The following is a 19097-nucleotide window of genomic DNA, read 5'->3' as shown; positions in this document are numbered from 1 at the left end:
CTGCACCTGGCCTCAACAGCAGGTTAAACATTGGTGGGTAGCTCGCCCCTCGACCGGTTCCGGGGCGTAGTCAAAGAACTCCCCCTCCACACTGCATGCACTGTCATGACGCACGCCGGTCTCGCGCGCACGTGCCCTACAATTGGTCATGACGATCACCGGAATCTATGTGCTCATTCCCCCTCCTTACCCGCCTATCAAGCACCCAACAGCGCACGCCCTCAACCATGGCTCGTAGCAGGTGGATACGCCCTCCGCGGCGCCCCTACCCGCTAGAGGCCGTCACGCCCTCGATCAGGGAGCAAAAGGCGTCCTGACGCAAGTGACCGCGGACCGACGGCAGGGACAACAGGAGCCTGGGAGCTCCCACTGGGCATGAGTCAGGCCATAGCGCGCCTGGACGTCTACACTCGACACCCGAGGCTTTTGAGGGTATCACACTTAGAGCACACACCGCCCATAATAGCTCAAAGGCCTCACCAACGCGCATCCACCAATAACGCGAAAGGCCCTAGCGTCGCGCGTTCAACAATACAGAACACTGTTCATCCATCGCTTGAGATAAAACAAGTATAAACTCCAAATATTCCTTTACCGAATCCGCCGACAAGTAACTCGACTCCTCCACTGGATGAGCAAACTGATTGCGCAAAGCCTTGATATCCTCCAACTTACTTGTAATGTCCCCTTTTGAGACAGATGTTTGCTGAAAGTAACTCTGCACATAGGTTTGAGCGCGAATATTATCCCAGAGATTATCGACTTCAACCAGCCTGAAGAGCTCAAGAATCAACCTAGGGTCCATATTACTCTCAGTAACCAATGCCACATCGCAATCCAACTGCAACGCATTATCCCTACGATAATATGAATGTAACTGCCCAGCAAGACTCACTACCTGAGGACTCACGGGCGCACCAGATCCACCACCTTGGGAGGTGTACGGTCTAAACGGCCCAAAATTTGGATTGTTTAACATTTTGAGAGCGTATTCCTCCCATCGTTTTCTGAAAGGCTTTGGTAACTTATCGACAGACCCTCTCTCATCAACAATTTTATTGAGAACCTCTTTAAGACTTGCTTTTACAAACGATTCAAACATGCCCCAAGCGAGCAAAAACAGCCCCGTGTAGACATGAGGGAACGTGTTAGCCCATGTTGGGGGTAACTCAATAACCTCATTCACGTTCCCATCAGCATTAGCTCCACTAGATCCAAGCGCACCTTTGCCTATTGTTACAGACCCAACCCTACGTAGTCTCTCAAACGCTTCAATTTGTCGAGAGAACCGCTCTATACTAGCCGAGAACTTTAGATACAAGTCACTCGCCATCAAAATCACCCCGCAACAGATCCTCAGCCAGAGTAACACGCTCAACAATACTAGCCATCGTATTCTTTCGCCCCACCAGAATACTATAAGTCTCTTCCGAATCAAGCAAACGATCCAAAGAAGCCCGAATAGACTCTCCGGAAGCCCACTTTGACTCGGGAATACGAGAAGAAGCAATCATCAAGGAATCATACAGCGGTCTACTAAGCTTCCCACTCTTCGTCAGCCTAAACAAGCTGCTACTAAAGACCCTGTACAGCGACGCTTGGCACTTACGATACAAAGCCTTGTAGGCCTCAATCGTCCTTTCATCAGCATTACGTTCACGCTCCATAAAGTCGTCAAGCAACTTCCGGACAGCACCCCGCCTGCCCGAATCAATCGCATCGCGAATAGCAAAGAATCGTAGAACAATCTCAACGTCCGCCATCTTAGAATATAGAGCATTTGACAATAGCTCATCCTGATCCGTAAGGACAGATCCGGGGGCGGCGGAATGGGAGGGAATGTCCCAAACTGTCGTGAACAGATCATCCGAACTGAGTTCAAGAAGCATATCTGAAAGTGGGCCAGAATATAGCGCATTCCGCAGTTCTTGTGGATTCAAATTGACGCCACCAGTATTGAGGCGATTAAACAGCAGTCGACGAATATCGAAGCCTGAATCATTGAGATCTTTAGTCTCCACAAGAAGAATTACCAAAGGAATAGAGCGACGAAGCAGTCCACGCTGAATCACGTCAGGCAATTCGCAAAATAACTTACCGTCAAGCTCTTGCCAGAACTCAGTACCTGATAGGCGAAACTCGTTACCCAAGTACGCGCGCAGTGTTTCAAGTCGCTGCTTTCCGTCGATCACCTCGTAGCTATTGTACTCACCCTCATAGAGAAATATCGACGGAATGGGAATATTGAGCAAAAGAGACTCGATAAGTCGCGAACGCTTCTTCAGATCCCATCTGTCACGCCTCTGATACTGAGGCTTTAAGTCAACTAGCGCACTTTCGCCGTTAAGGGCAACCCTAAGGTAGTCTAACTGCCAATCACGACTTTCCCTTACAATCCTTAACTGACTACTACTGTATTTTTCTTCGATAGATTGCGCGTCCCGCGTCGGGTTGTAAACCTCCTGTTCCTCATCGTCGGTATTCCACTCATCGACAAAGGTTGGCTCGTCGGATCGGATCATGCTGAACAACCTCCTATGTTGCGCGCTACCTGATGGCTACTTTAGCACACGTCGTCCAAGCTGAACATATGCGCAGGTTACTGCTTGTTTGGATGCGTTCTTCCATGATTTTAGCTACATGAGATGTACGGGCGCTTCGAGCCCGACGACCACGGAACTGGTTTCTTCCAACTCGCGGGCCGGTTCCCAGCCACTGCACTGGACACGGTTGTGCCCGTATCCGTCCGATTATGGCGGCCACCGTCCCGGAGGTACCGAATCTCTCCTACCGGCGACTTGCTGGAGAAGAGGTCGTCTTCTACAGCGACGACCCGGAGAGCGCCTCGTCGCGCTTCACCCACGACCAGTTCTCCGAGGGAACCCTGCGCCTACTCGGCATCCTCTTCGATCTTGCGACTTTGCCGCGCAGCACCACCTTAGTGCTGCTGGAGGAGCCCGAAACCTTCTTGCAACCCTCCGTCGTGCGCTCCCTGCCCTCCTTCCTGGCCGAGGTCGCATACAATAAAAAGATCCAGATGGTCATCACCACGCATTCTCCGGAACTCCTTTCCGATGAGACTATCGGCGCCGACCAGGTCTTGCTCCTACGGACAACCGATGAAGGAACAACCGGCGAACTCCTCTCCGAAAGCGAAGACCCCCGCATCCGGGCGGCCGTCGAAGCGCAGTTCCCGCCCTCTGAGGTCGTGGAACTCACCGCGCGTCACGAGATCCCCTCGAACGCGGTGATGTGATGACGCTGGCGCCACTGCCCGCAGAGGTGTACGTGGAGGGCACCACCGATGTCCCCATCATCCATTCGCTCCTAGAATCCGCACAATGGCAGGTGGACGCCAGCGGCATACAGGTCGCCCACGGAGTGAAGAACATACGGAAACGCATGTCTTCGCACGCGCAAGCCGCACAGTACTACCCGCGCATCCTATTCGTCGACGGTGACCACCATTGCCCGAAAGAACTACGCGTTGAGATGGAGGGATTGAGTCAGATCACGCCTGTTCCGGCCGGATTCATTATCCGCGTTGTTGACGTGTGCGTTGAGAGCTGGATCCTCGCGTACCGTGACGGTCTCGCCGCGTTCTGCGGCCTCAGCCCTTCCGCGATCCCCGATTCAGCCGCGCTGGGGCGGATGGGGAGCCACAAGGAGGTTCTGCTCAACGTGTTGAGCAAAGCGAGGATCAAAGACGTTCGCAAGACGATGGTGCGCACGACGAAGGGAAAACTGAGCTTCGGCCCCCTCTACGGCCGTCGCCTCGCGGACTTCGCGTCACGCCATTGGTCGGCCATCCGCGCCGCTGACCACAACGACTCCCTGGCACGCGCCCTGGTCCGCCTCACCCAGTTGCACGACTCCCTTGAGGGCGGCTGAGGCCCGTCCCTCACACGTTGAAGCCGATGGCGCGCAGCTGCTCGCGCCCGTCGGGGGTGATGCGGTCGGGCCCCCACGGCGGCATCCACACCCAGTTGATCTGAGTCTGGTCGGTGACGGAGGCCAGGATCATCTGGGCTTGGCGCTCGATGACGTCCGTGAGGGGGCACGCCGCGGAGGTGAGCGTCATGTCGAGGCGCACGGCGTTGTCGGGGGCGATGAACACCCCGTAGACCAGGCCGAGGTCGACGATATTGATGCCGAGCTCGGGGTCGATGACGTCCTTGAGGGCCTCCAGGACGCTCTCCCCTGCCAGCGTCCCCTGCTCGACGATGTCGGTGCCGTCGATCTGGCGGACTGCGGCGCCCTCGGGGGCGGCGGGCTGGGCGGGGGCCGCGAAGCGCTGCTCCACGGGCTCGGACTGGGCCATCGGGTTGCTCATCTGGGGTCTCCTTGCTCGGTGGTGCCACTGGTGGCGGAGATGTCGTAGCCGGACTTGGCGATCGCGTCGCGCAGGGCGTACCAGCCCAGCAGCGCGCATTTGACGCGGTTGGCGAACTGGGAGGTGGATTCCAGGGCGGCTGCGTCGCCCAGGCGGTCCAGGACCTCGTCGTCGACGCCGAGGTTGCGCGAGTGCATCATGGCCTCCATGGCGCCGTAGAGGGCGCCGACCTCCTCCACGGACTTGCCGACGGCGAGATCGGTGAGCATCGACAGGGAGGCCCTGGAGATGGAGCAGCCGTCGCCATCCCAGTCCAGGGACGCCAGGGCGCCGTCCTCCAGCGTGACGCCCAGGGTGACCTCGTCGCCGCACGTGGGGTTCACCTGGTGGGACGTGGCCCCGTGGTGGTGCGGGTCTCCCGCGCCGTGGCGCTCGCGCGCGTGGTCGAGGATGACCTGCTGGTAGAGCTGGTCCAGACTGCCCATCGTGTTTCCCTTTCCTTCCCTTCGCGCGGCGTCAGCCGAAGAAACCGCGCACCCTGCCCAGCGCCTCGACCATCCGTTCGATCTCGTCGGCGGTGGTCGTCAGCGCCACCGAGGCGCGGGCCGAGGAGCGCACCCCGAAGAACGTGTGCAACGGTATCGCACAGTGGTGCCCGACGCGCACCGCAACATCGTAGGCGTCCATGACCTGGCCCACGTCGTGGGGGTGGACTCCGTCCACAGCGAAGGCGACGACGCCGATGCGGTCGGAGTCGGTGCCCGGGCCGAGGACGCGCACTCCCTCCACTGAGGCGATGCCCTCCAGCATGAGGCGCGTGAGCGCGTGCTCGTGGGCCTCGATCCGGTCCATGCCCAGCGCGTCCAAGTACTCCAGGGCCCTCGCCCACCCCGCGATCTGCGCGACGGGCTGCGAGCCGGCCTCGAAGCGCTCGGGCGGCGCCATGAAAGTGCTGCCCTCCATGGAGACCCACTCGATCATGGAGCCGCCGGTGAGGACGGGGGGCATTGCTTCGAGCAGTTCCCTGCGCCCCCACAGCGCGCCCGCGCCCGTGGGCCCCAGCATCTTGTGGGAGGAGAACACGGCGAAGTCGGCGCCCAGGCGCGCCACGTCGATGGGCATGTGGGCGCTCGACTGGCAGGTGTCGAGCAGGACGAGGGCGCCCGCCTCCCTGGCGGCCGCGACGACCGCATCGACCGGCGAGACGGCGCCGGTCACGTTTGAGACGTGGGTGAAGGCGACCAGGCGGGTGTTGGGTGCGATGGCGTCCAGTGCGCCCAGGTCGATGCGCCCGTCCTCCAGCAGGTCCAGCCACGCCAGTTCGGCTCCGGTGCGCGCGCACAGCTCCTGCCAGGGCACGATGTTCGCGTGGTGCTCGGCGCGGGTGACGACGATGCGGTCGCCCTGGCCGATCCTCAGCCCCTCCGCCGCCCCGCCTCCGCGCCCGCAGCTGGCGTGCCCGATCGCCAGGGCGACCAGGTTGATCGCCTCGGTGGCGTTCTTCGTCCACACGACCTCGTCGGCCCTGGCGCCGATGAAGCCCGCCAGCACCGAGCGGGCGCGCTCGAAGGCATCGGTGGACTCGTCGCCCAGCAGGTGGGTGCCGCGGTGGACGGCGCCGTTGTGCAGCCTGTAGAAGTCGGCTTCCGCCTCGATGACCTGGCGGGGCTTCTGCGACGTGGCGGAAGCGTCCAGGTAGGCGATGGGCGCGCCGCCGCGCCCGGGGCGGGACAGGATCGGGAAGTCCGACCGTATTGCCTCGAGCTCGGCGGCGCTGAAGTCCGTTGCCGTCATCGTCACTTCAGATACGTGTCGTAGCCGGTCTCCTCGAGTTGGTCGGCCAGCTCGGGACCGCCCTGGGCGGCGACGCGCCCATCGACGAAGACGTGGACGTGACTGGGCTTGATGTAGCGCAGGATGCGCGTGTAGTGGGTGATGAGCATGACGCCGCAGCCGGTGTCGCCGTGGACGCGGTTGACGCCCTCGGAAACGATGCGCAGCGCGTCGACGTCCAGGCCGGAGTCCGTCTCGTCCAGCACGGCGAAGGAGGGCTTGAGCAGCTCCATCTGCAGGATCTCCAGGCGCTTCTTCTCACCGCCGGAGAAGCCGACGTTGACGTCGCGCTCGGCGAAGTCGGGGTCCATGCGCAGGCCCTCCATGGCGCCGCGCACCTCCTTGACCCACGTGCGCAGGGCCGGTGCGCGGCCCTCGATCGCGGTCTTGGCGGTGCGCAAGAAGTTGGAGACGGACACCCCCGCGACCTCGACGGGGTACTGCATGGCCAGGAACAGGCCGGCCTTGGCGCGCTCGTCGACGCTCATCTCCGTGATGAGCTGGTCGTCCAGCCACGCCTCGCCCTGCGTGATCTCGTAGTCGGGGTGGCCTGCCAGCGCGTAGGCCATGGTGGACTTGCCCGATCCGTTGGGGCCCATGATGGCGTGGATCTCGCCGGACTCGATGGTGAGGTTGACGCCCTTGAGGATCTCCTTGGCGCCGTCCTGGGTCTCCACGGAGACGTGCAGGTCCTTGATTTTCAGTGTCGACATGTGTGTTCCTCGGGAAGTCAGTTGTTGCGGGACTTGGCCAGTTCGGCCTCGACGGTCGCCATGAGGCGGGCGGCCACCTCGGGGACGCCGATCTGGTTGACGAGTTCGGCGAAGAAGCCGCGCACGACGAGGCGCCGCGCCTCGGACTCGGGGACGCCTCGGCTCATGAGGTAGAACAGCTGCTCGTCGTCGAAGCGCCCTGTCGCCGAGGCGTGCCCCGCTCCCTTGATCTCGCCGTTCTCGATCTCCAGGTTGGGCACCGAGTCGGCCTTCGCGCCCTCGGTGAGCACGAGGTTGCGGTTGAGCTCGTAGGTGTCGGTGTCGTCGGCGGTCTCGCGGATCAGGCAGTCGCCGATCCACACGGAGTGCGCGTCCTTTCCCTGCAGAGCGCCCTTGTAGGTGACGCGCGAGTAGCAGTTGGGCTGGGCGTGGTCGACGAAGACGCGGTGCTCCAGGTGCTGGCCGGCGTCGACGAAGTAGAGGCCGAGCATGGTGAGCTCGGAGCCGGGCCCGCGGAAGTCCGTGTCGGAGCACACGCGCACCAGGTCGCCGCCGAAAGTGACGACGATGTGCGTGAGCTTGGCGTCGCGCCCCAGGGCGAGGCGCTGGTTGGAGGCGTGGACGACCGTGTCGTCCCACTCCTGCAGGGACACGACGGTCAGGTCCGCGCCGTCGCCCGCTTCCACCTCGATGCCCTGGTTGATCCTGGCACCGGGGCTGCCGGTGTGGGAAACGATGACGGTGGCCCTCGACATGGCGCCCGCGCGCACGACCAGGTGCTGGCAGCGCGTGCCCTCCACCCCGGTGACGGCGATGCGCACCGGCGAGGCGAGTTCCGCCCCACGGGGGATTTCGACGACGGTGGCCTGATCGAAGCCGTTCCAGGCGACCACGGCCGTGCGGTCGCCCGGGGCCAGAACCCTCCCCAGGCGCGCGTCGGAGCGGCCTGCCGTCTCGACGGTGACGCCGTCGGGGGCGTCGACGCTGATCGGCGCGTCGCCCCGGTCGTAGTTCGCGGGGTCGAAGAGCGCGTCGATGCGGCGCAGCGGTGTGAAGCGCCAGTCCTCCTCGCGCCCGGCGGGAACGGGGATGTCGTCGAGGGAGAAGGACGTGGGGCGGTCGGCGCGCGAGGAGTGCGAGGTCGATCCGGCGCCGCCCCCGTGGGAGTGGGCCTTGTTCATCGTCTCGGCGATAGTGTTGGGCGTGGGCATCAGCCGACGGATCCTTCCATCTGCAGTTCGATCAGGCGATTGAGTTCGAGGGCGTACTCCATGGGGAGCTCCTTGGCGATGGGCTCGACGAAGCCGCGGACGATGGTGGCCATCGCCTCGTTCTCCGCCAGCCCCCGGCTCATGAGGTAGAAGAGCTGGTCGGCGCTCACCTTCGACACGGTCGCCTCGTGCCCCATCTCGACGTCGTCGGTGCGCACGTCCACGTAGGGGTAGGTGTCGGTGCGCGACACCTTGTCGACCAGCAGCGCGTCGCACAGCACGTTGGACTTGGAGTGGCGCGCCCGGGCGTTGACCTGGACGAGGCCGCGGTACGAGGTGCGCCCCCCGCCCCGGGACACGGACTTGGACACGATGGACGACGAGGTGTGGGGCGCCATGTGCACCATTTTCGCGCCCGTGTCCTGCTGCTGGCCGGGGCCGGCGAAGCCGATGGACAGGGTCTCGCCGCGGGCGTGGGCGCCCATGAGGAAGCAGGCGGGGTACTTCATGGTGATGGCGGCGCCCATATTGCCGTCCACCCATTCCATGGTGCCCCCCTCGTCGACCATGGCGCGCTGCGTCACCAGGTTGAGGACGTTGGTCGACCAGTTCTGGATGGTCGTGTAGCGCACGCGCGCGTCCTTCTTCACGAAGATCTCGATGACGCCCGAGTGCAGGGAGTTCTCGTCGTAGATGGGCGCCGTGCAGCCCTCGACGTAGTGGACGTAGGAGCCCTCGTCGGCGATGATGAGCGTCCGCTCGAACTGGCCCATCGCCTGGGTGTTGATGCGGAAGTAGGCCTGCAGCGGGATGTTCACGTGCACGCCCTTGGGGACGTAGACGAAGGACCCCCCGGACCAGGCGGCGGTGTTGAGCGCCGAGAACTTGTTGTCCCCGGCGGGTACGCACTTGCCGAAGTACTCCTCGAAGATCTCGGGGTGCTCGCGCAGGCCCGTGTCGGTGTCGGTGAAGATGACGCCCTGGCGCTCCAGGTCCTCCTGGATCTGCTGGTAGACGACCTCGGACTCGTACTGGGCGGCCACGCCGGACACGAGGCGCGCCTTCTCCGCCTCGGGGATTCCGAGGCGGTCGTAGGTGTCGCGGATCTCCTCGGGCAGGTCCTCCCAGTCGTTGACCTGGCGGTCCGTGGGGCGCACGTAGTATTTGAAGGCGTCGAAGTCGACGCCCGACAGGTCGGGCCCCCAGGCGGGCATGGGTTTGCGGTCGAAGAGCTCGAGGGCTTTGAGGCGCCGCTCCCGCATCCACTGCGGTTCGCCCTTCACGTCCGAGATATGGCGGACGACGCTCTCGTCGATTCCGTAGGGAACGCCCTTGGAGTAGTCGTCGGAGTCGTGCCATCCGAACTCGTACTTCCCGATGGAACCGATGATCTCGTCGTCGGTCATGCGACGTTCTTCAGCGCCCAATGGGGGTGCCTGGGTCATGGTGGTGTCAACCTCTCATCAATGTGCTCTGCGCGCTAATTTACTTGCGCAGCGCCGCCCGCGCTCCAGGGCGGATAGTGGGCATGCCCACCGGGATGTGCGTGGTGCACACGTGCTCGCCGCCCGCGAGCGTGGCGAGCCGTTGGACGTGGACGTCGAGCAGGCGGGAGAACGCCTGGGTCTCGGCGTCGCACAACTGGGGGAAGTCCCCCGCCACGTGCTGGATGGGGCAGTGCCCCTGGCACAGCTGGACCGCGAAGGTGCCGTTGGCGATCTCACGCACTGTGGCGGCGTAGCCGTCCTGGGTGAGGGCGTCGGCCAGCGCCTGGGCGCGCACGCGCGGGTCCTTGCCTGCGTCGCGCACGATGGGCGCGTAGCGCCGCTCGATCTCGCGCGAGCGCGCAGCGGCGAAGGAGTCGACCGCTTCCTCGCCGCCGACTTGCCCCAGGTGCCTGAGGGCTTTGACGGCCAAATCGGAGTACCCGTCGGCCAAGTGCATGTGGGCGCGCTCGGTGGCGATGTAGTGGCGCGCGGGACGGCCCCTGCCGCGTTTGGCCACCGTTCCGGGCTCGTGCTCGGCGATCTCCTCCGACTCCATGAGGATCGTGATGTGCCTGCGCACCGCGGCGGTGGTCAACCCCAGGATCCTCGCGATGGCGGACGCCGTGACCGGCCCCTTCTCGACGACGAGGTCGAGGACCTGCTGGCGGGTGTTCGCGTCCTGCGCGTCGGCCATGGTTCCTCCCGTCCCGTCGTGGCGCGGGCGGGGCCCGCGCGCTTTTCTGACACGAGTCTACTTCAATTTCGATAGAAGAGCGTTGCGAAAACCCGTGTGCGTTGTAAATCCGCACACATCCGCCAGGACCAACGGCCCGCGCTAGCGGCCGGGCCCCTCAGCGGAACCAGGGGGACGCGGCGGGGCGCAGAGACGCCCACCGGTCCGCGCGCGCCGCGTGGGCCGCCAGCAGTCCTGCGACGGAGTTCGGATTGTGGATCCGGCCGTCCAGGACTGCGGCGACAGCCTCGTCGAGGCCCACCCACGCGGTCTTGATGCCGGCTTCCTCGTCACTGCGCTCGAAGGCCGTGCCCGTCGGGGCCAGATCGCGGGCCAGGAAGACGCGGATGGGTTCGGTGGAGCCGCCCGGGGAGGTGAAGTAGTCGACGAGGACATCCCACTGGCCCGCTTCCAGGTCCGCCTCCTCGGCGAGTTCCCGTTGGGCGGCCACGACCGGTTCTTCGCCCTCCACGTCGAGCAGCCCCGCGGGGATCTCCCACAGCTCGGCGCGCACGGGGTGGCGGTACTGGCGCAGCAGCAGCACCTCCTCCTCGCCCGCCGGCCCGCGCAGCGCGACCACGCCAACGGCCCCCGGATGGCGCGTGTACTGGCGGCACACCGGGTCCTTGCCCTCCTCGACGACCACCCGGTCCTCACAGAAGTCGACCACTATCCCCCGGGCCAGGACGGTCTGGGACTCCACGGGCCTGGGGGCTCGGGCGTCCTCGATCCTGTGCGATTCGCTCACTGTCACTCCGTCATTGCTCTGCGGTCTGCGCGCGGCCCGCACCATCGTAATCGTATAGGAGGCGCTGGCCGCTCAACTGCCGCTGGGCACCGCCGACTGCGCGCCCGTCCCCACGCCGTAGGCGCGGGCCGACGCGGACGGCGAGGCGAGGGCGAGGGCCGTGTCCACGGCACCGAGCGTGGTGCCCACCGAATCGACCGTCGTCACGGCGACCCCCTGGGCGCGCAACTGCGCCACGAGGGATCCCTTGGCGGAGGCATCGCCCAGGACCACTCCGGAAGTGGCGCCAACGGCTTGGCCCAGTCCCGCCCACGCGTCGGCCGACCGCTCGACGGCGGGGGCGGTGGTGGACTTGGAGCCCTGGGCGTCGGGGCGCGGGCCGATGGCGACCAGCATCTGTCCGGCGCCCTTCGGGTCCTCGTCGATGGTCATGATCGGCGTGGTCTTGTCAGTGAGGATCTGGGACAGCAGGTTGGACTCGGAGTCCGTGGAGGAGACGACCTGCGCGATGGAGTAGCCGATCACGGCGTCCGCGCTGGCGGTCGCGGCCGCCGGGTTGGACAGGTGCGAGGCGAGCGTGGTCGACAGCGTCGTGCGGTACTGCGACATGGCCTGGGAGTCCCAGTTGTCGGAAAGGGTGATGGCTCCGACCACCTGGGCGCCCGCGCCGGTGAGCGTTTCGCGCACACTGGTCACGTCCTCGCTGCGCGCCCCCGGCAGGGTGAGCACCACCACGGACTTGCCGGCCAGTGACTGGCCGAGGCGCGCGGTGGCCAGCTCTTTGAGGCCCGCGGCTTCCGCGCTCGCCTGGGCACTGAGCTCGGCTGCCTGCTCGGACGCGGCCTGCGTCTGCTCGCCGGGGGCCATCGCCGAGTTGATGCGCGCCTGCAGGGGGCCTGCCCCCAGGACGATGCCGACTGCGAGAGCGACGAAGATACCGATCACGGACACGACGTGGTAGCGGAAGTTGATCATAGGACTCCTCCGATCAGGGCCTGCGCGTAACCGGGCCCGGTGGACAGGTGGGTGACGAGGCCGAAGAGGCGGTGGAAGGCGTCGTTGCCCCACGGGGTCGACCACAGGGCGGCGCCCATGAGCGCCAGCGCCACCACGGCGAGGAGCACCAGCGCCCACCCCCTGGGCCGGGGCTTGTGCGTCGCGGCGACCGCCCTGGGGGCGATCAGCAGGTCCCCGGCGACCAGGCGCGAGAAGAACGCCGGGGCCATGGCGGCGCGCCCCTGGTCGAGGAAGTCGTCGAGGCCCCGCTCCATGCCCGCTGTGACGATCGCCGAGGCGCCCGCGTGGGTGGCGACGACGCAGGCCGCGTCCTGGGCGCTGCCCGACATCGTCACTGTCTCATAGGGCACGCCCATCCGGTCCAGGCGCTCGCGCCCGGGCGCGATGCCGTCGGAGCCGACGCGCACGACCACGCGCTTGGCCTTGCGGATGGCCTTCTCGCCCATCAAAGTGGCGTCGCCGACGACGACGTGGGGGGTGATCCTGTGGGCCAGGGCGGCGTCGGCCCCCGCGTCCACGGCCACGACGATGGGAGCGGCCTCCCTGCGCCAGGGCCCCAGGACGGCCAGGTCCTCAGCCAGGCGCGGGCCGTCGACGACCAGCAGTACGGGCCGCGAGTCCACGATGCCCGCCAGCTGGGGGCTCCCCTCCCCGCGTATGAGCAGGTCCCCGTCGAGCGCCAGGTAGCCGTCGATGGAGGCGGTGAACGCCTCGACCTGGGTCGCCAGGCCCGTGTCGTCCTCCGCTGCGATGTCCTCTCCGGCGACCCTGCGCCCGCTGGCGACGACCGAGCCGCCGCGCAGGACGCGGTCACCCACGATCCTGATCCGCTCCCCCTCGCGCACGGTCATGATGTCCTGGCCGAGATCGTCGATCAGGGGGATCCCCGCGTCCAGGAGTGCGACCGCCCCCAGGACCTTGTGGCGCCCCGTCGCGGAGGGCGCGGCGTTGAGGACCGCCGCGGGCTGGCGCGCGGCCAAGGCGAGCGCGGACTGGCGGTCCAGGTCCGGGCGGTCGATGACCGCGATCTCGCCGGCCTCAAGGCGCGTGGCCAGGGCCCTTGGGCGCTCGTCGACGCGGACGCGCCCCTGGATGTCGTCGGATGTGGGTGTGTCTCTCATCCCTGCGATTGTGACACGGCCGAGCCCAGGACCTCGATAACGTTGCGGCGCGCCGCCGGCGAGTGCGGATCACCACCCATCATTCTGGTGAGTTCGGCCTCCCTGTCGACTCCGGTGACGACGCGCACGGACGTGGTCCCGTCGTCCTTGGCGATCACCAGGTGGTGGGAGGCGAAGGCGGCGACCTGGGCGAGGTGGGTGACGACGATGACCTGGTGGTCCTCCGCCAGGCGCGCCAGGCGGGCGCCGACCTCCGTGGCGGTCTGGCCGCCGATTCCGGCGTCGATCTCATCGAAGACGAAGGTCGAGGAAGAACCGTCGCGCCCCAGGATGAGCTCCAGGGCCAGCATCACGCGCGACAGCTCTCCGCCCGAAGCACCCGATCCGAGGGGGCGGGGCGGGGCGGAGGGGTGGGGGCGCAGCAGGAAGCCGATGGTCTCCAAACCGTGGGAGGTGGGCTTGGAGGGGGTGAGCGCGATGGACAGGGAGGCGTCGGGCATGGACAGGGCACGCAACTCCTCATCGACCTGGGCCGACAGGGAGTCCGCGAGGCGCCGACGCGCTTCGCTGAGACGGCCACCCAGCTCGAGGACGCGCTCCTGCGCCGCGGCGAGGGCGCGCTCGAGGGCCTCAGGGTCGGAGTCGGGCGAGGAGAGCTCCTCCAGCCGCTCCAGGGCGGCCTCGTTCCAGGCGAGGAGCCCCTCGATGTCGCCGGCCCGCCCGCGCAGCGCGTCCTTGATGGCGGCCCTGCGCTCGTGGACGCGCGCCAGGGCCGCCGGATCGGGCTCGAGGGTGCGCGAGTAGGCGGAGACGTCATCGGCCAGTGCCTCGACCTCGAGGATCTGCGACTGGAGGCGCTGGCACATCTCCACCACCGACTCGTCGTAGCGGCCCGCCCCGTCGAGTTCGGCGAGGGCTTGTCGCGCCAGGTCGATCGCGCCGGGGACGGAGTCGCCGCCACGCAGGGCGCCCTGGGCGGCCTCGCAGTGGGCGCGCAGGTCCTGGACGTTCGTCAGCCGCGCTGATTCGCGGGCCAGTTCCTCCTCCTCCCCCACTGCCAGGCCGAGCGAGGCGATGCGCGCGGTCGCGGCGGCGAGGTCCTCGATCTCCTCCTCGCGCCCATCCCGGTCGGCGAGCGCAGCGTCGAGGCGCTTCTTCGCCGCGACTGCGGCGTGGAACGCCCCCCGGTAGCGCGCGACAAGTCCCTGGTGCGCCGCCCCCCCGAACCGGTCGAGGGCCTCGCGCTGGGCGTTCTGGGAGGTGAGGCGGATCTGGTCGGACTGGCCGTGGATGGTCACCATGGACCCGACGATTCCCGCGATGGCGGAGGCGGGCACTGGGCGCCCTCCCAGGCGCGCCCGCGACCTGCCGCGTGCGGGGACAGTGCGCCCCACGATGAGCTCGCCGTCCTCGACGACGCCGCCCGCCTCCTCGGCGCGCTCTGCCGTGTCCTCGTCGACCTCGAAGACCCCGTCGACGTCGAGGCGCGCCGCGCCCTGGCGGACCAGTGCCGCGTCGGCGCGCCCTCCCAGCAGCAGGAGCAGGCTGGAGAGCACCATCGTCTTGCCCGCCCCCGTCTCGCCGGTCACCACCGTCAGCCCGGGGCCGAAGTCCGCGTGGGCCCCGGCGATGACCCCGAGGTTGCGGATGTCGATGGACGTGATCATGCGTCCGTGCCCCTCCATCCGCCGACCGGCAGGTTGAACTTGGTGACGAGGCGCGCGGAGAAGGGGGTGTCGTCGACGCGCACGAGGCGCACGGGCCTGGATCCCACACGCGCGGTCACGGTGGATCCGGCGGGGACTTCCTCGCGGCGCAGGCCGTCGCACCACATCTCCGGCGCGGTCCACATGTCGCGGAGGACCACGATCTGCAGGCACGAGGACGGGCCGAGCACCAGGGGGCGGGTGAACAGCCCGTGCGCGGCCAGGGGGGCGACGATGACCGCTTCCGTGTCGGGCCACACCACGGGGCCGCCGGCCGAGAAGGAGTAGGCCGTCGACCCTGTCGGCGTGGAGACGATCATGCCGTCGGCGCCGTAGGTGGAGACCTCCTGCCCATCGACGATGAGGGCGAAGTGCACCGGGTGGGCAACGTCCGTGTGCATGACGACCGCCTCGTTGAGCGCCCAGTTCGAGGCCGTGGTCCCGTCGGGGCGGTCCACCCGCACATCCAGGGTCATGCGGGACTCGACGCGGTAGTCGCCTTCTGCGATGCGGGCCGCCACCTCCCCCACGCCGCGCTTCGACAGCTGCGTGAGGAACCCCATGTGCCCGGCGTTGACGCCGAGCAGCGGCACGTCGTGCTGCCGGGCGTGCGAGGCCGCGGCCAGGAAAGTGCCGTCGCCCCCCATCGCGAGCACCAGGTCGATGTCGGCGGCCGATCCCTCTGTGACGACCTCAATGCCGAGCGCTTCGAGCTCCGTCTTCACGGACTCGGCGGCATGGATCGCTTCGGGCCTCGCCACGTGGCGGACCAGCATGACACGATCAGCCATGCCGCACCCCGCCCGCTGGGCCGCGGCGCACTGCGTCGCGGATGTGGTCGGTGAGCGTGTTCGGGTCGATCGGCGTCGGGTGGCCTTTGCGCATGTGAATAAAATACTCGATATTGCCGCTGGGCCCCGGCAGCGGGGACGCCTGAACGGCGGCGATCGCGAGTCCCTCCGCCAGGGCGCAGCGCGCCACCTTCTCCACGGTCTCCACGTGGTGCGCGGGGTCGCGCACCACTCCCCCGCGCCCCAGGCGCTCTTTGCCGATCTCGAACTGGGGTTTGACCATGAGCAGGAAGTCCGCGTCCGGGGCCGCTGCCGCCACCAGTGCCGGGATCACCAGCGTCAGCGAGATGAACGACATGTCGCCGACGACCACCTGCGGCGCGGGCGCCACGGCGCCGGGGTCCAGCGTCCGCACGTTCGTACGGTCGAGCACGTGGACGCGGGGGTCGGTCTGGAGTTTCCACGCCAGTTGTCCGTAGCCGACGTCGACGGCCACCACCGAGGACGCGCCGCGCCGCAGCAGCACGTCCGTGAACCCCCCCGTCGACGCGCCTGCGTCCAGGCACCGCCTGCCCGCGATGACGGGCGCGGCGTCCCCCAGTGCGTCGAGGGCTCCAGCCAGTTTGTGGGCGCCCCGCGAGACGTAGTCCGCGTCGTCCCCCTGGGCGACGACGACGGCCTGGGCGGGGTTCATCTGGCGCGCCGGCTTGAGCACGACTTCCCCGTCCAACCGCACGCGGCCGGATTCGATGAGCTCCTGGGCGTGTCCGCGCGAGCGCGCGATGCCGCGCCGCACCAGTTCGGAGTCGAGTCTCCTCAGTCTCACGCTTCTCCTAGCGCTCCGGGGGCTGGCGGAGCGGCCGGCGAATCGAGGCCCTGGCGCAGCTGGGAGTCGATGGCGGTCAGCACGTCGACGCGCGCTTGGGCGCCCAGCTGGTCGAAGTCGGCCAGCTGGGCGTCGACCTGGCTGGACAGGCTGGTCATCGCCCGTCCTCGTCCATGCCGGAGGTCTCGGCCAGTAACGCTTCCAGTTCCTCCTCGCCCGGCAGGAACTCAGGGATCTGGTCCGCGGGATCGGGCAGGGAGTCGGCAGCAGCGGCCACATCCTCCAGATCGGTGACGGCTTCGGGATCGGGAGCGGCATCCGCGTCGGGACCGCCGGGCGCCCCGGTGCCGGAGGCGGAATCCGCGGGGACCCCGCCCACCTCCTCTGCGGGCGCTTCAGAGTCCCGGTCGGGCACGGCCGGGTCCTGCTCCGGGGCGCCCTCAGCGGAGTCCGCCCCGGCGCCGGCCCCATTTGCGCCGGCCGGTCCTGCGGGCGCCTGCGCGCCATCGCCGTCGGCCTCGTCATGGTTCGCCTCGGTCTGTGCGCCGACCGCGGCCGCAGTGCCGGTGTCCTCAGGGGAGGCCCCGTCGGCGGAACCGGCGCCTTTCTCCGGTTCGGTCAGCGTTTCTTCGGAGGCAATGGCCCCCGCGGCCTCGGCGTCTTCCTCCGGTTCGGGCGCTGCGACAACGCCCGTCGGATCGTCGTTGTCAACGACAGTGATCCGCGGGCAGCGCGGCTCGCCGACCTCGTCGGCGTACTCCCATGCGGCGGCCGCGAGGGCCCGGTAGGAGTCGATCGTCACCGCTTGGCCGTCCACGAGCTCGATGTCGTCGAGCGTGAGCGCACCCGAGCGGGCGACCTTCGCCACCTGCGAGAAGCCGCAGGTCCACGTTCCGTCCCGGTGGTGCTTGGGGCCGGGGTGGGCCTCGAGCAGACCGCGCATGTCGCGCGCCAGGAACGAGGGGCGCTGGCCCCGGGGCGCGCGCAGGACGTCCTGCGCTCCGTGGACACCGGTGAGCACGTGCATCGCGGGGACCTGCGCGTTAACGGCGCCCATGATGTCCGTCTCCAAGCGGTCGCCGACGGCGAGGGGGCGCTCGCCACCGACCCGACGCGCGCCGCGCTGGTAGATGCTCGCCTCCGGTTTGCCCGCCGCGACGGGGCGCTTGCGGGTGGCGTGCTGTATGGCGCGCACGAGGGCGCCGTTCCCCAGGGCCTGTCCCCGTTCCTCGGGCAATGTGGCGTCGAGGTTCGTGGCGTAGTAGGCGGCACCGCGCTGGATCGCGAACGCCCCCTCGCTCAGGGTGCTCCAGTCGACCTGCTTGTCGAGGCCCTGCACGACGGCGACGGGCTCGTCGTCGGCGCTCGCGACCACGGTGAAGCCGTTCTCCGCAAGCGCCTGGCGCAGTCCCTCGCCACCGATCATGAAGACCTTGGCGCCCTCCTCGAGTTCCTCCGCCATATTCGCGGCGGCGTCCATAGCGGAAGTCATGACCATATCGGGGGTCGCTTCGAAGCCCATGGCGTTGAGTTTGTCAGCGACCTGCTGGGGCGTGCGCATCGCGTTGTTGGTGACGAAAGCGCTCTTCATACCGCGCTCACGCGAGGCCAGGACCGTGTCTGCGGCATGGTCGATGGTCTGGTCGCCCGCCCACGCTGTGCCGTCCAGGTCCAGCAGGGCCACGTCGTAGAGGTCGGCCAGGGGGGCCTCGGTGCCGCGCAGCGGGGACCGCTTGGAGTCCACGTCTGCGTCCTGGTAGAGCGACACGTCCACGATGTCGGGGGCGTCGATCTCCTCGGGCATGGCGGCCAGGGTCTCGTCCGCCTCGTCGTGGCGCCCGAGCTCGCGCAAGCGATCCGCCTTGACCTCCATGAGACGGCGCATGAGCGTCTCGTCGGCGCCGTCGCCGAGGCGGGCCAGGGCGTCGTCGACGATCACGAGGCCGACATCAGACTGGCCCAGGTCGGCGCGTGCGCCCGAGGAGACGAGGACCAGCTCGACCTGCTCGGAGAGCTCCATGCCAGCGGTGCTGGCCGCGTCAACGATCTCGACTGCCTTCTCGGGGTGGCCGAGCCCCCTCTCGGAATCCGCCTCAACGGCGCGCAGGGAGTCGTCCCCGCGCATGCGGCGCACAGCGCGCACCTCCCGCAGCGCCTCCTCGTAGCGCCCCGAGGCATAGGCCGTCAGAGCCGCAGCCTCCCGGACCACGTCGACGCGCCCGGCGCGCGCCACAGCGGCCTGGGCGTGCTTGTAAGCCTCCTGTGGATCCAGGTCGATGAGTTGTCCGGCCATCACCAGATGGCGGGCAACGATATCGCGGTTCGGCCCGGACAGGGTCTCCAGCGCGACCAGGGCCTGGGGGTCGAGCTCCTCGGCGGACACGCCCGCAGGGATCGCCGGTCCACCACCGTCCCGTGAGGCGGACTCGCCCGTGTTGGACGTGCTGGAGTATCCCTGGTTCCCTCGGTCGAAGCGCTTGGGTCCGCGCTGGTCGTCGCGGTCGTAGCCGCGTCCGCCCCGGTCGTCCCGGCGGAAGCCGCGGCCGCGGTCTGCGTTGTCGTAGCGGCGCTCACCCCG

The 19097-nt window shown here is 67.4% G+C and carries 19 protein-coding genes; 2 read left to right on the top strand and 17 right to left on the bottom strand.

Annotated elements, in window-relative coordinates; translation table 11 throughout:
• Positions 1–511 precede the first annotated feature (511 nt).
• Complete coding sequence (locus G447_RS12245) at positions 512–1186, bottom strand: HEPN domain-containing protein (RefSeq protein WP_131295673.1); 675 nt, start codon at positions 1184–1186, stop codon at positions 512–514.
• Between the two features lie 136 nt (positions 1187–1322).
• A complete protein-coding gene (locus G447_RS11950; protein WP_207382535.1) occupies positions 1323–2522 on the bottom strand; it encodes a DUF262 domain-containing protein in 1200 nt (399 codons plus the stop codon).
• 230 nt (positions 2523–2752) lie between these two features.
• Between G447_RS11950 and G447_RS11020 the strand changes: the two genes are divergently transcribed.
• Positions 2753–3256, top strand: coding sequence for an AAA family ATPase (locus tag G447_RS11020; RefSeq protein WP_026430075.1), 504 nt, complete (start codon positions 2753–2755; stop codon positions 3254–3256).
• Entirely contained in the window at positions 3256–3891 is a 636-nt protein-coding gene (locus tag G447_RS0103560) for a hypothetical protein (RefSeq protein WP_026430074.1), read from the top strand. The genes G447_RS11020 and G447_RS0103560 overlap by 1 nt, the downstream gene beginning before the upstream one ends.
• A 10-nt stretch (positions 3892–3901) precedes the next feature.
• Here G447_RS0103560 and G447_RS0103555 read toward each other — a convergent pair whose 3' ends face one another.
• The 15 genes from G447_RS0103555 to G447_RS11015 form a co-directional block, all read right to left on the bottom strand.
• On the bottom strand, positions 3902–4333 hold the full coding sequence (locus G447_RS0103555) for a metal-sulfur cluster assembly factor (RefSeq protein WP_005867448.1): 432 nt from the start codon (positions 4331–4333) through the stop codon (positions 3902–3904).
• Positions 4330–4818 carry a Fe-S cluster assembly sulfur transfer protein SufU gene (gene sufU, locus G447_RS0103550; RefSeq protein ID WP_026430073.1) on the bottom strand — a complete coding sequence of 163 codons (489 nt, stop codon included), beginning with the start codon at positions 4816–4818 and terminating at the stop codon, positions 4330–4332. Before sufU ends, G447_RS0103555 begins: the two co-directional genes overlap by 4 nt.
• A gap of 31 nt (positions 4819–4849) precedes the next feature.
• Positions 4850–6127: an aminotransferase class V-fold PLP-dependent enzyme gene (locus tag G447_RS0103545; RefSeq protein WP_026430072.1), complete on the bottom strand. Its 1278-nt coding sequence runs from the start codon at positions 6125–6127 to the stop codon at positions 4850–4852.
• A 2-nt stretch (positions 6128–6129) separates the two neighbouring features.
• A complete protein-coding gene (sufC, locus tag G447_RS0103540; protein WP_026430071.1) occupies positions 6130–6879 on the bottom strand; it encodes a Fe-S cluster assembly ATPase SufC in 750 nt (249 codons plus the stop codon).
• 17 nt (positions 6880–6896) lie between these two features.
• Positions 6897–8090: a Fe-S cluster assembly protein SufD gene (gene sufD / locus G447_RS0103535; RefSeq protein ID WP_026430070.1), complete on the bottom strand. Its 1194-nt coding sequence runs from the start codon at positions 8088–8090 to the stop codon at positions 6897–6899.
• Positions 8090–9535: a Fe-S cluster assembly protein SufB gene (gene sufB, locus G447_RS0103530; RefSeq protein ID WP_026430069.1), complete on the bottom strand. Its 1446-nt coding sequence runs from the start codon at positions 9533–9535 to the stop codon at positions 8090–8092. Before sufB ends, sufD begins: the two co-directional genes overlap by 1 nt.
• Before the next feature lie 40 nt (positions 9536–9575).
• Positions 9576–10271, bottom strand: coding sequence for a helix-turn-helix transcriptional regulator (locus tag G447_RS0103525; RefSeq protein WP_026430068.1), 696 nt, complete (start codon positions 10269–10271; stop codon positions 9576–9578).
• Positions 10272–10428: 157 nt separating this feature from the next.
• A complete protein-coding gene (locus tag G447_RS0103520) occupies positions 10429–11058 on the bottom strand; it encodes an NUDIX domain-containing protein (protein WP_026430067.1) in 630 nt (209 codons plus the stop codon).
• A 72-nt stretch (positions 11059–11130) separates the two neighbouring features.
• The gene (locus G447_RS0103515) at positions 11131–12033 is read right to left on the bottom strand and encodes a copper transporter (protein WP_005867476.1); all 903 of its coding nucleotides are present in this window, start codon (positions 12031–12033) and stop codon (positions 11131–11133) included.
• On the bottom strand, positions 12030–13196 hold the full coding sequence (steA, locus tag G447_RS0103510; protein WP_026430066.1) for a putative cytokinetic ring protein SteA: 1167 nt from the start codon (positions 13194–13196) through the stop codon (positions 12030–12032). Before steA ends, G447_RS0103515 begins: the two co-directional genes overlap by 4 nt.
• A complete protein-coding gene (gene recN / locus G447_RS0103505; protein ID WP_005867469.1) occupies positions 13193–14863 on the bottom strand; it encodes a DNA repair protein RecN in 1671 nt (556 codons plus the stop codon). The genes steA and recN overlap by 4 nt, the downstream gene beginning before the upstream one ends.
• Positions 14860–15693: an NAD kinase gene (locus tag G447_RS0103500; protein WP_034476277.1), complete on the bottom strand. Its 834-nt coding sequence runs from the start codon at positions 15691–15693 to the stop codon at positions 14860–14862. Before G447_RS0103500 ends, recN begins: the two co-directional genes overlap by 4 nt.
• Positions 15686–16519: a TlyA family RNA methyltransferase gene (locus G447_RS0103495; protein WP_026430065.1), complete on the bottom strand. Its 834-nt coding sequence runs from the start codon at positions 16517–16519 to the stop codon at positions 15686–15688. The genes G447_RS0103500 and G447_RS0103495 overlap by 8 nt, the downstream gene beginning before the upstream one ends.
• Complete coding sequence (locus G447_RS12355; RefSeq protein WP_005867446.1) at positions 16516–16677, bottom strand: hypothetical protein; 162 nt, start codon at positions 16675–16677, stop codon at positions 16516–16518. Before G447_RS12355 ends, G447_RS0103495 begins: the two co-directional genes overlap by 4 nt.
• The coding region (locus G447_RS11015; RefSeq protein ID WP_243442294.1) for an HAD hydrolase-like protein at positions 16674–19097 on the bottom strand (2424 nt) is incomplete at its 5' end. The genes G447_RS11015 and G447_RS12355, both read right to left, overlap by 4 nt.

The sequence above is a fragment of the Schaalia georgiae DSM 6843 genome (assembly GCF_000429245.1).
Lineage (GTDB): Bacteria > Actinomycetota > Actinomycetes > Actinomycetales > Actinomycetaceae > Pauljensenia > Pauljensenia georgiae.
The sequence above is the reverse complement of the archived record's forward strand: the minus strand, read 5'-3'. Positions and strand labels throughout refer to the sequence as shown.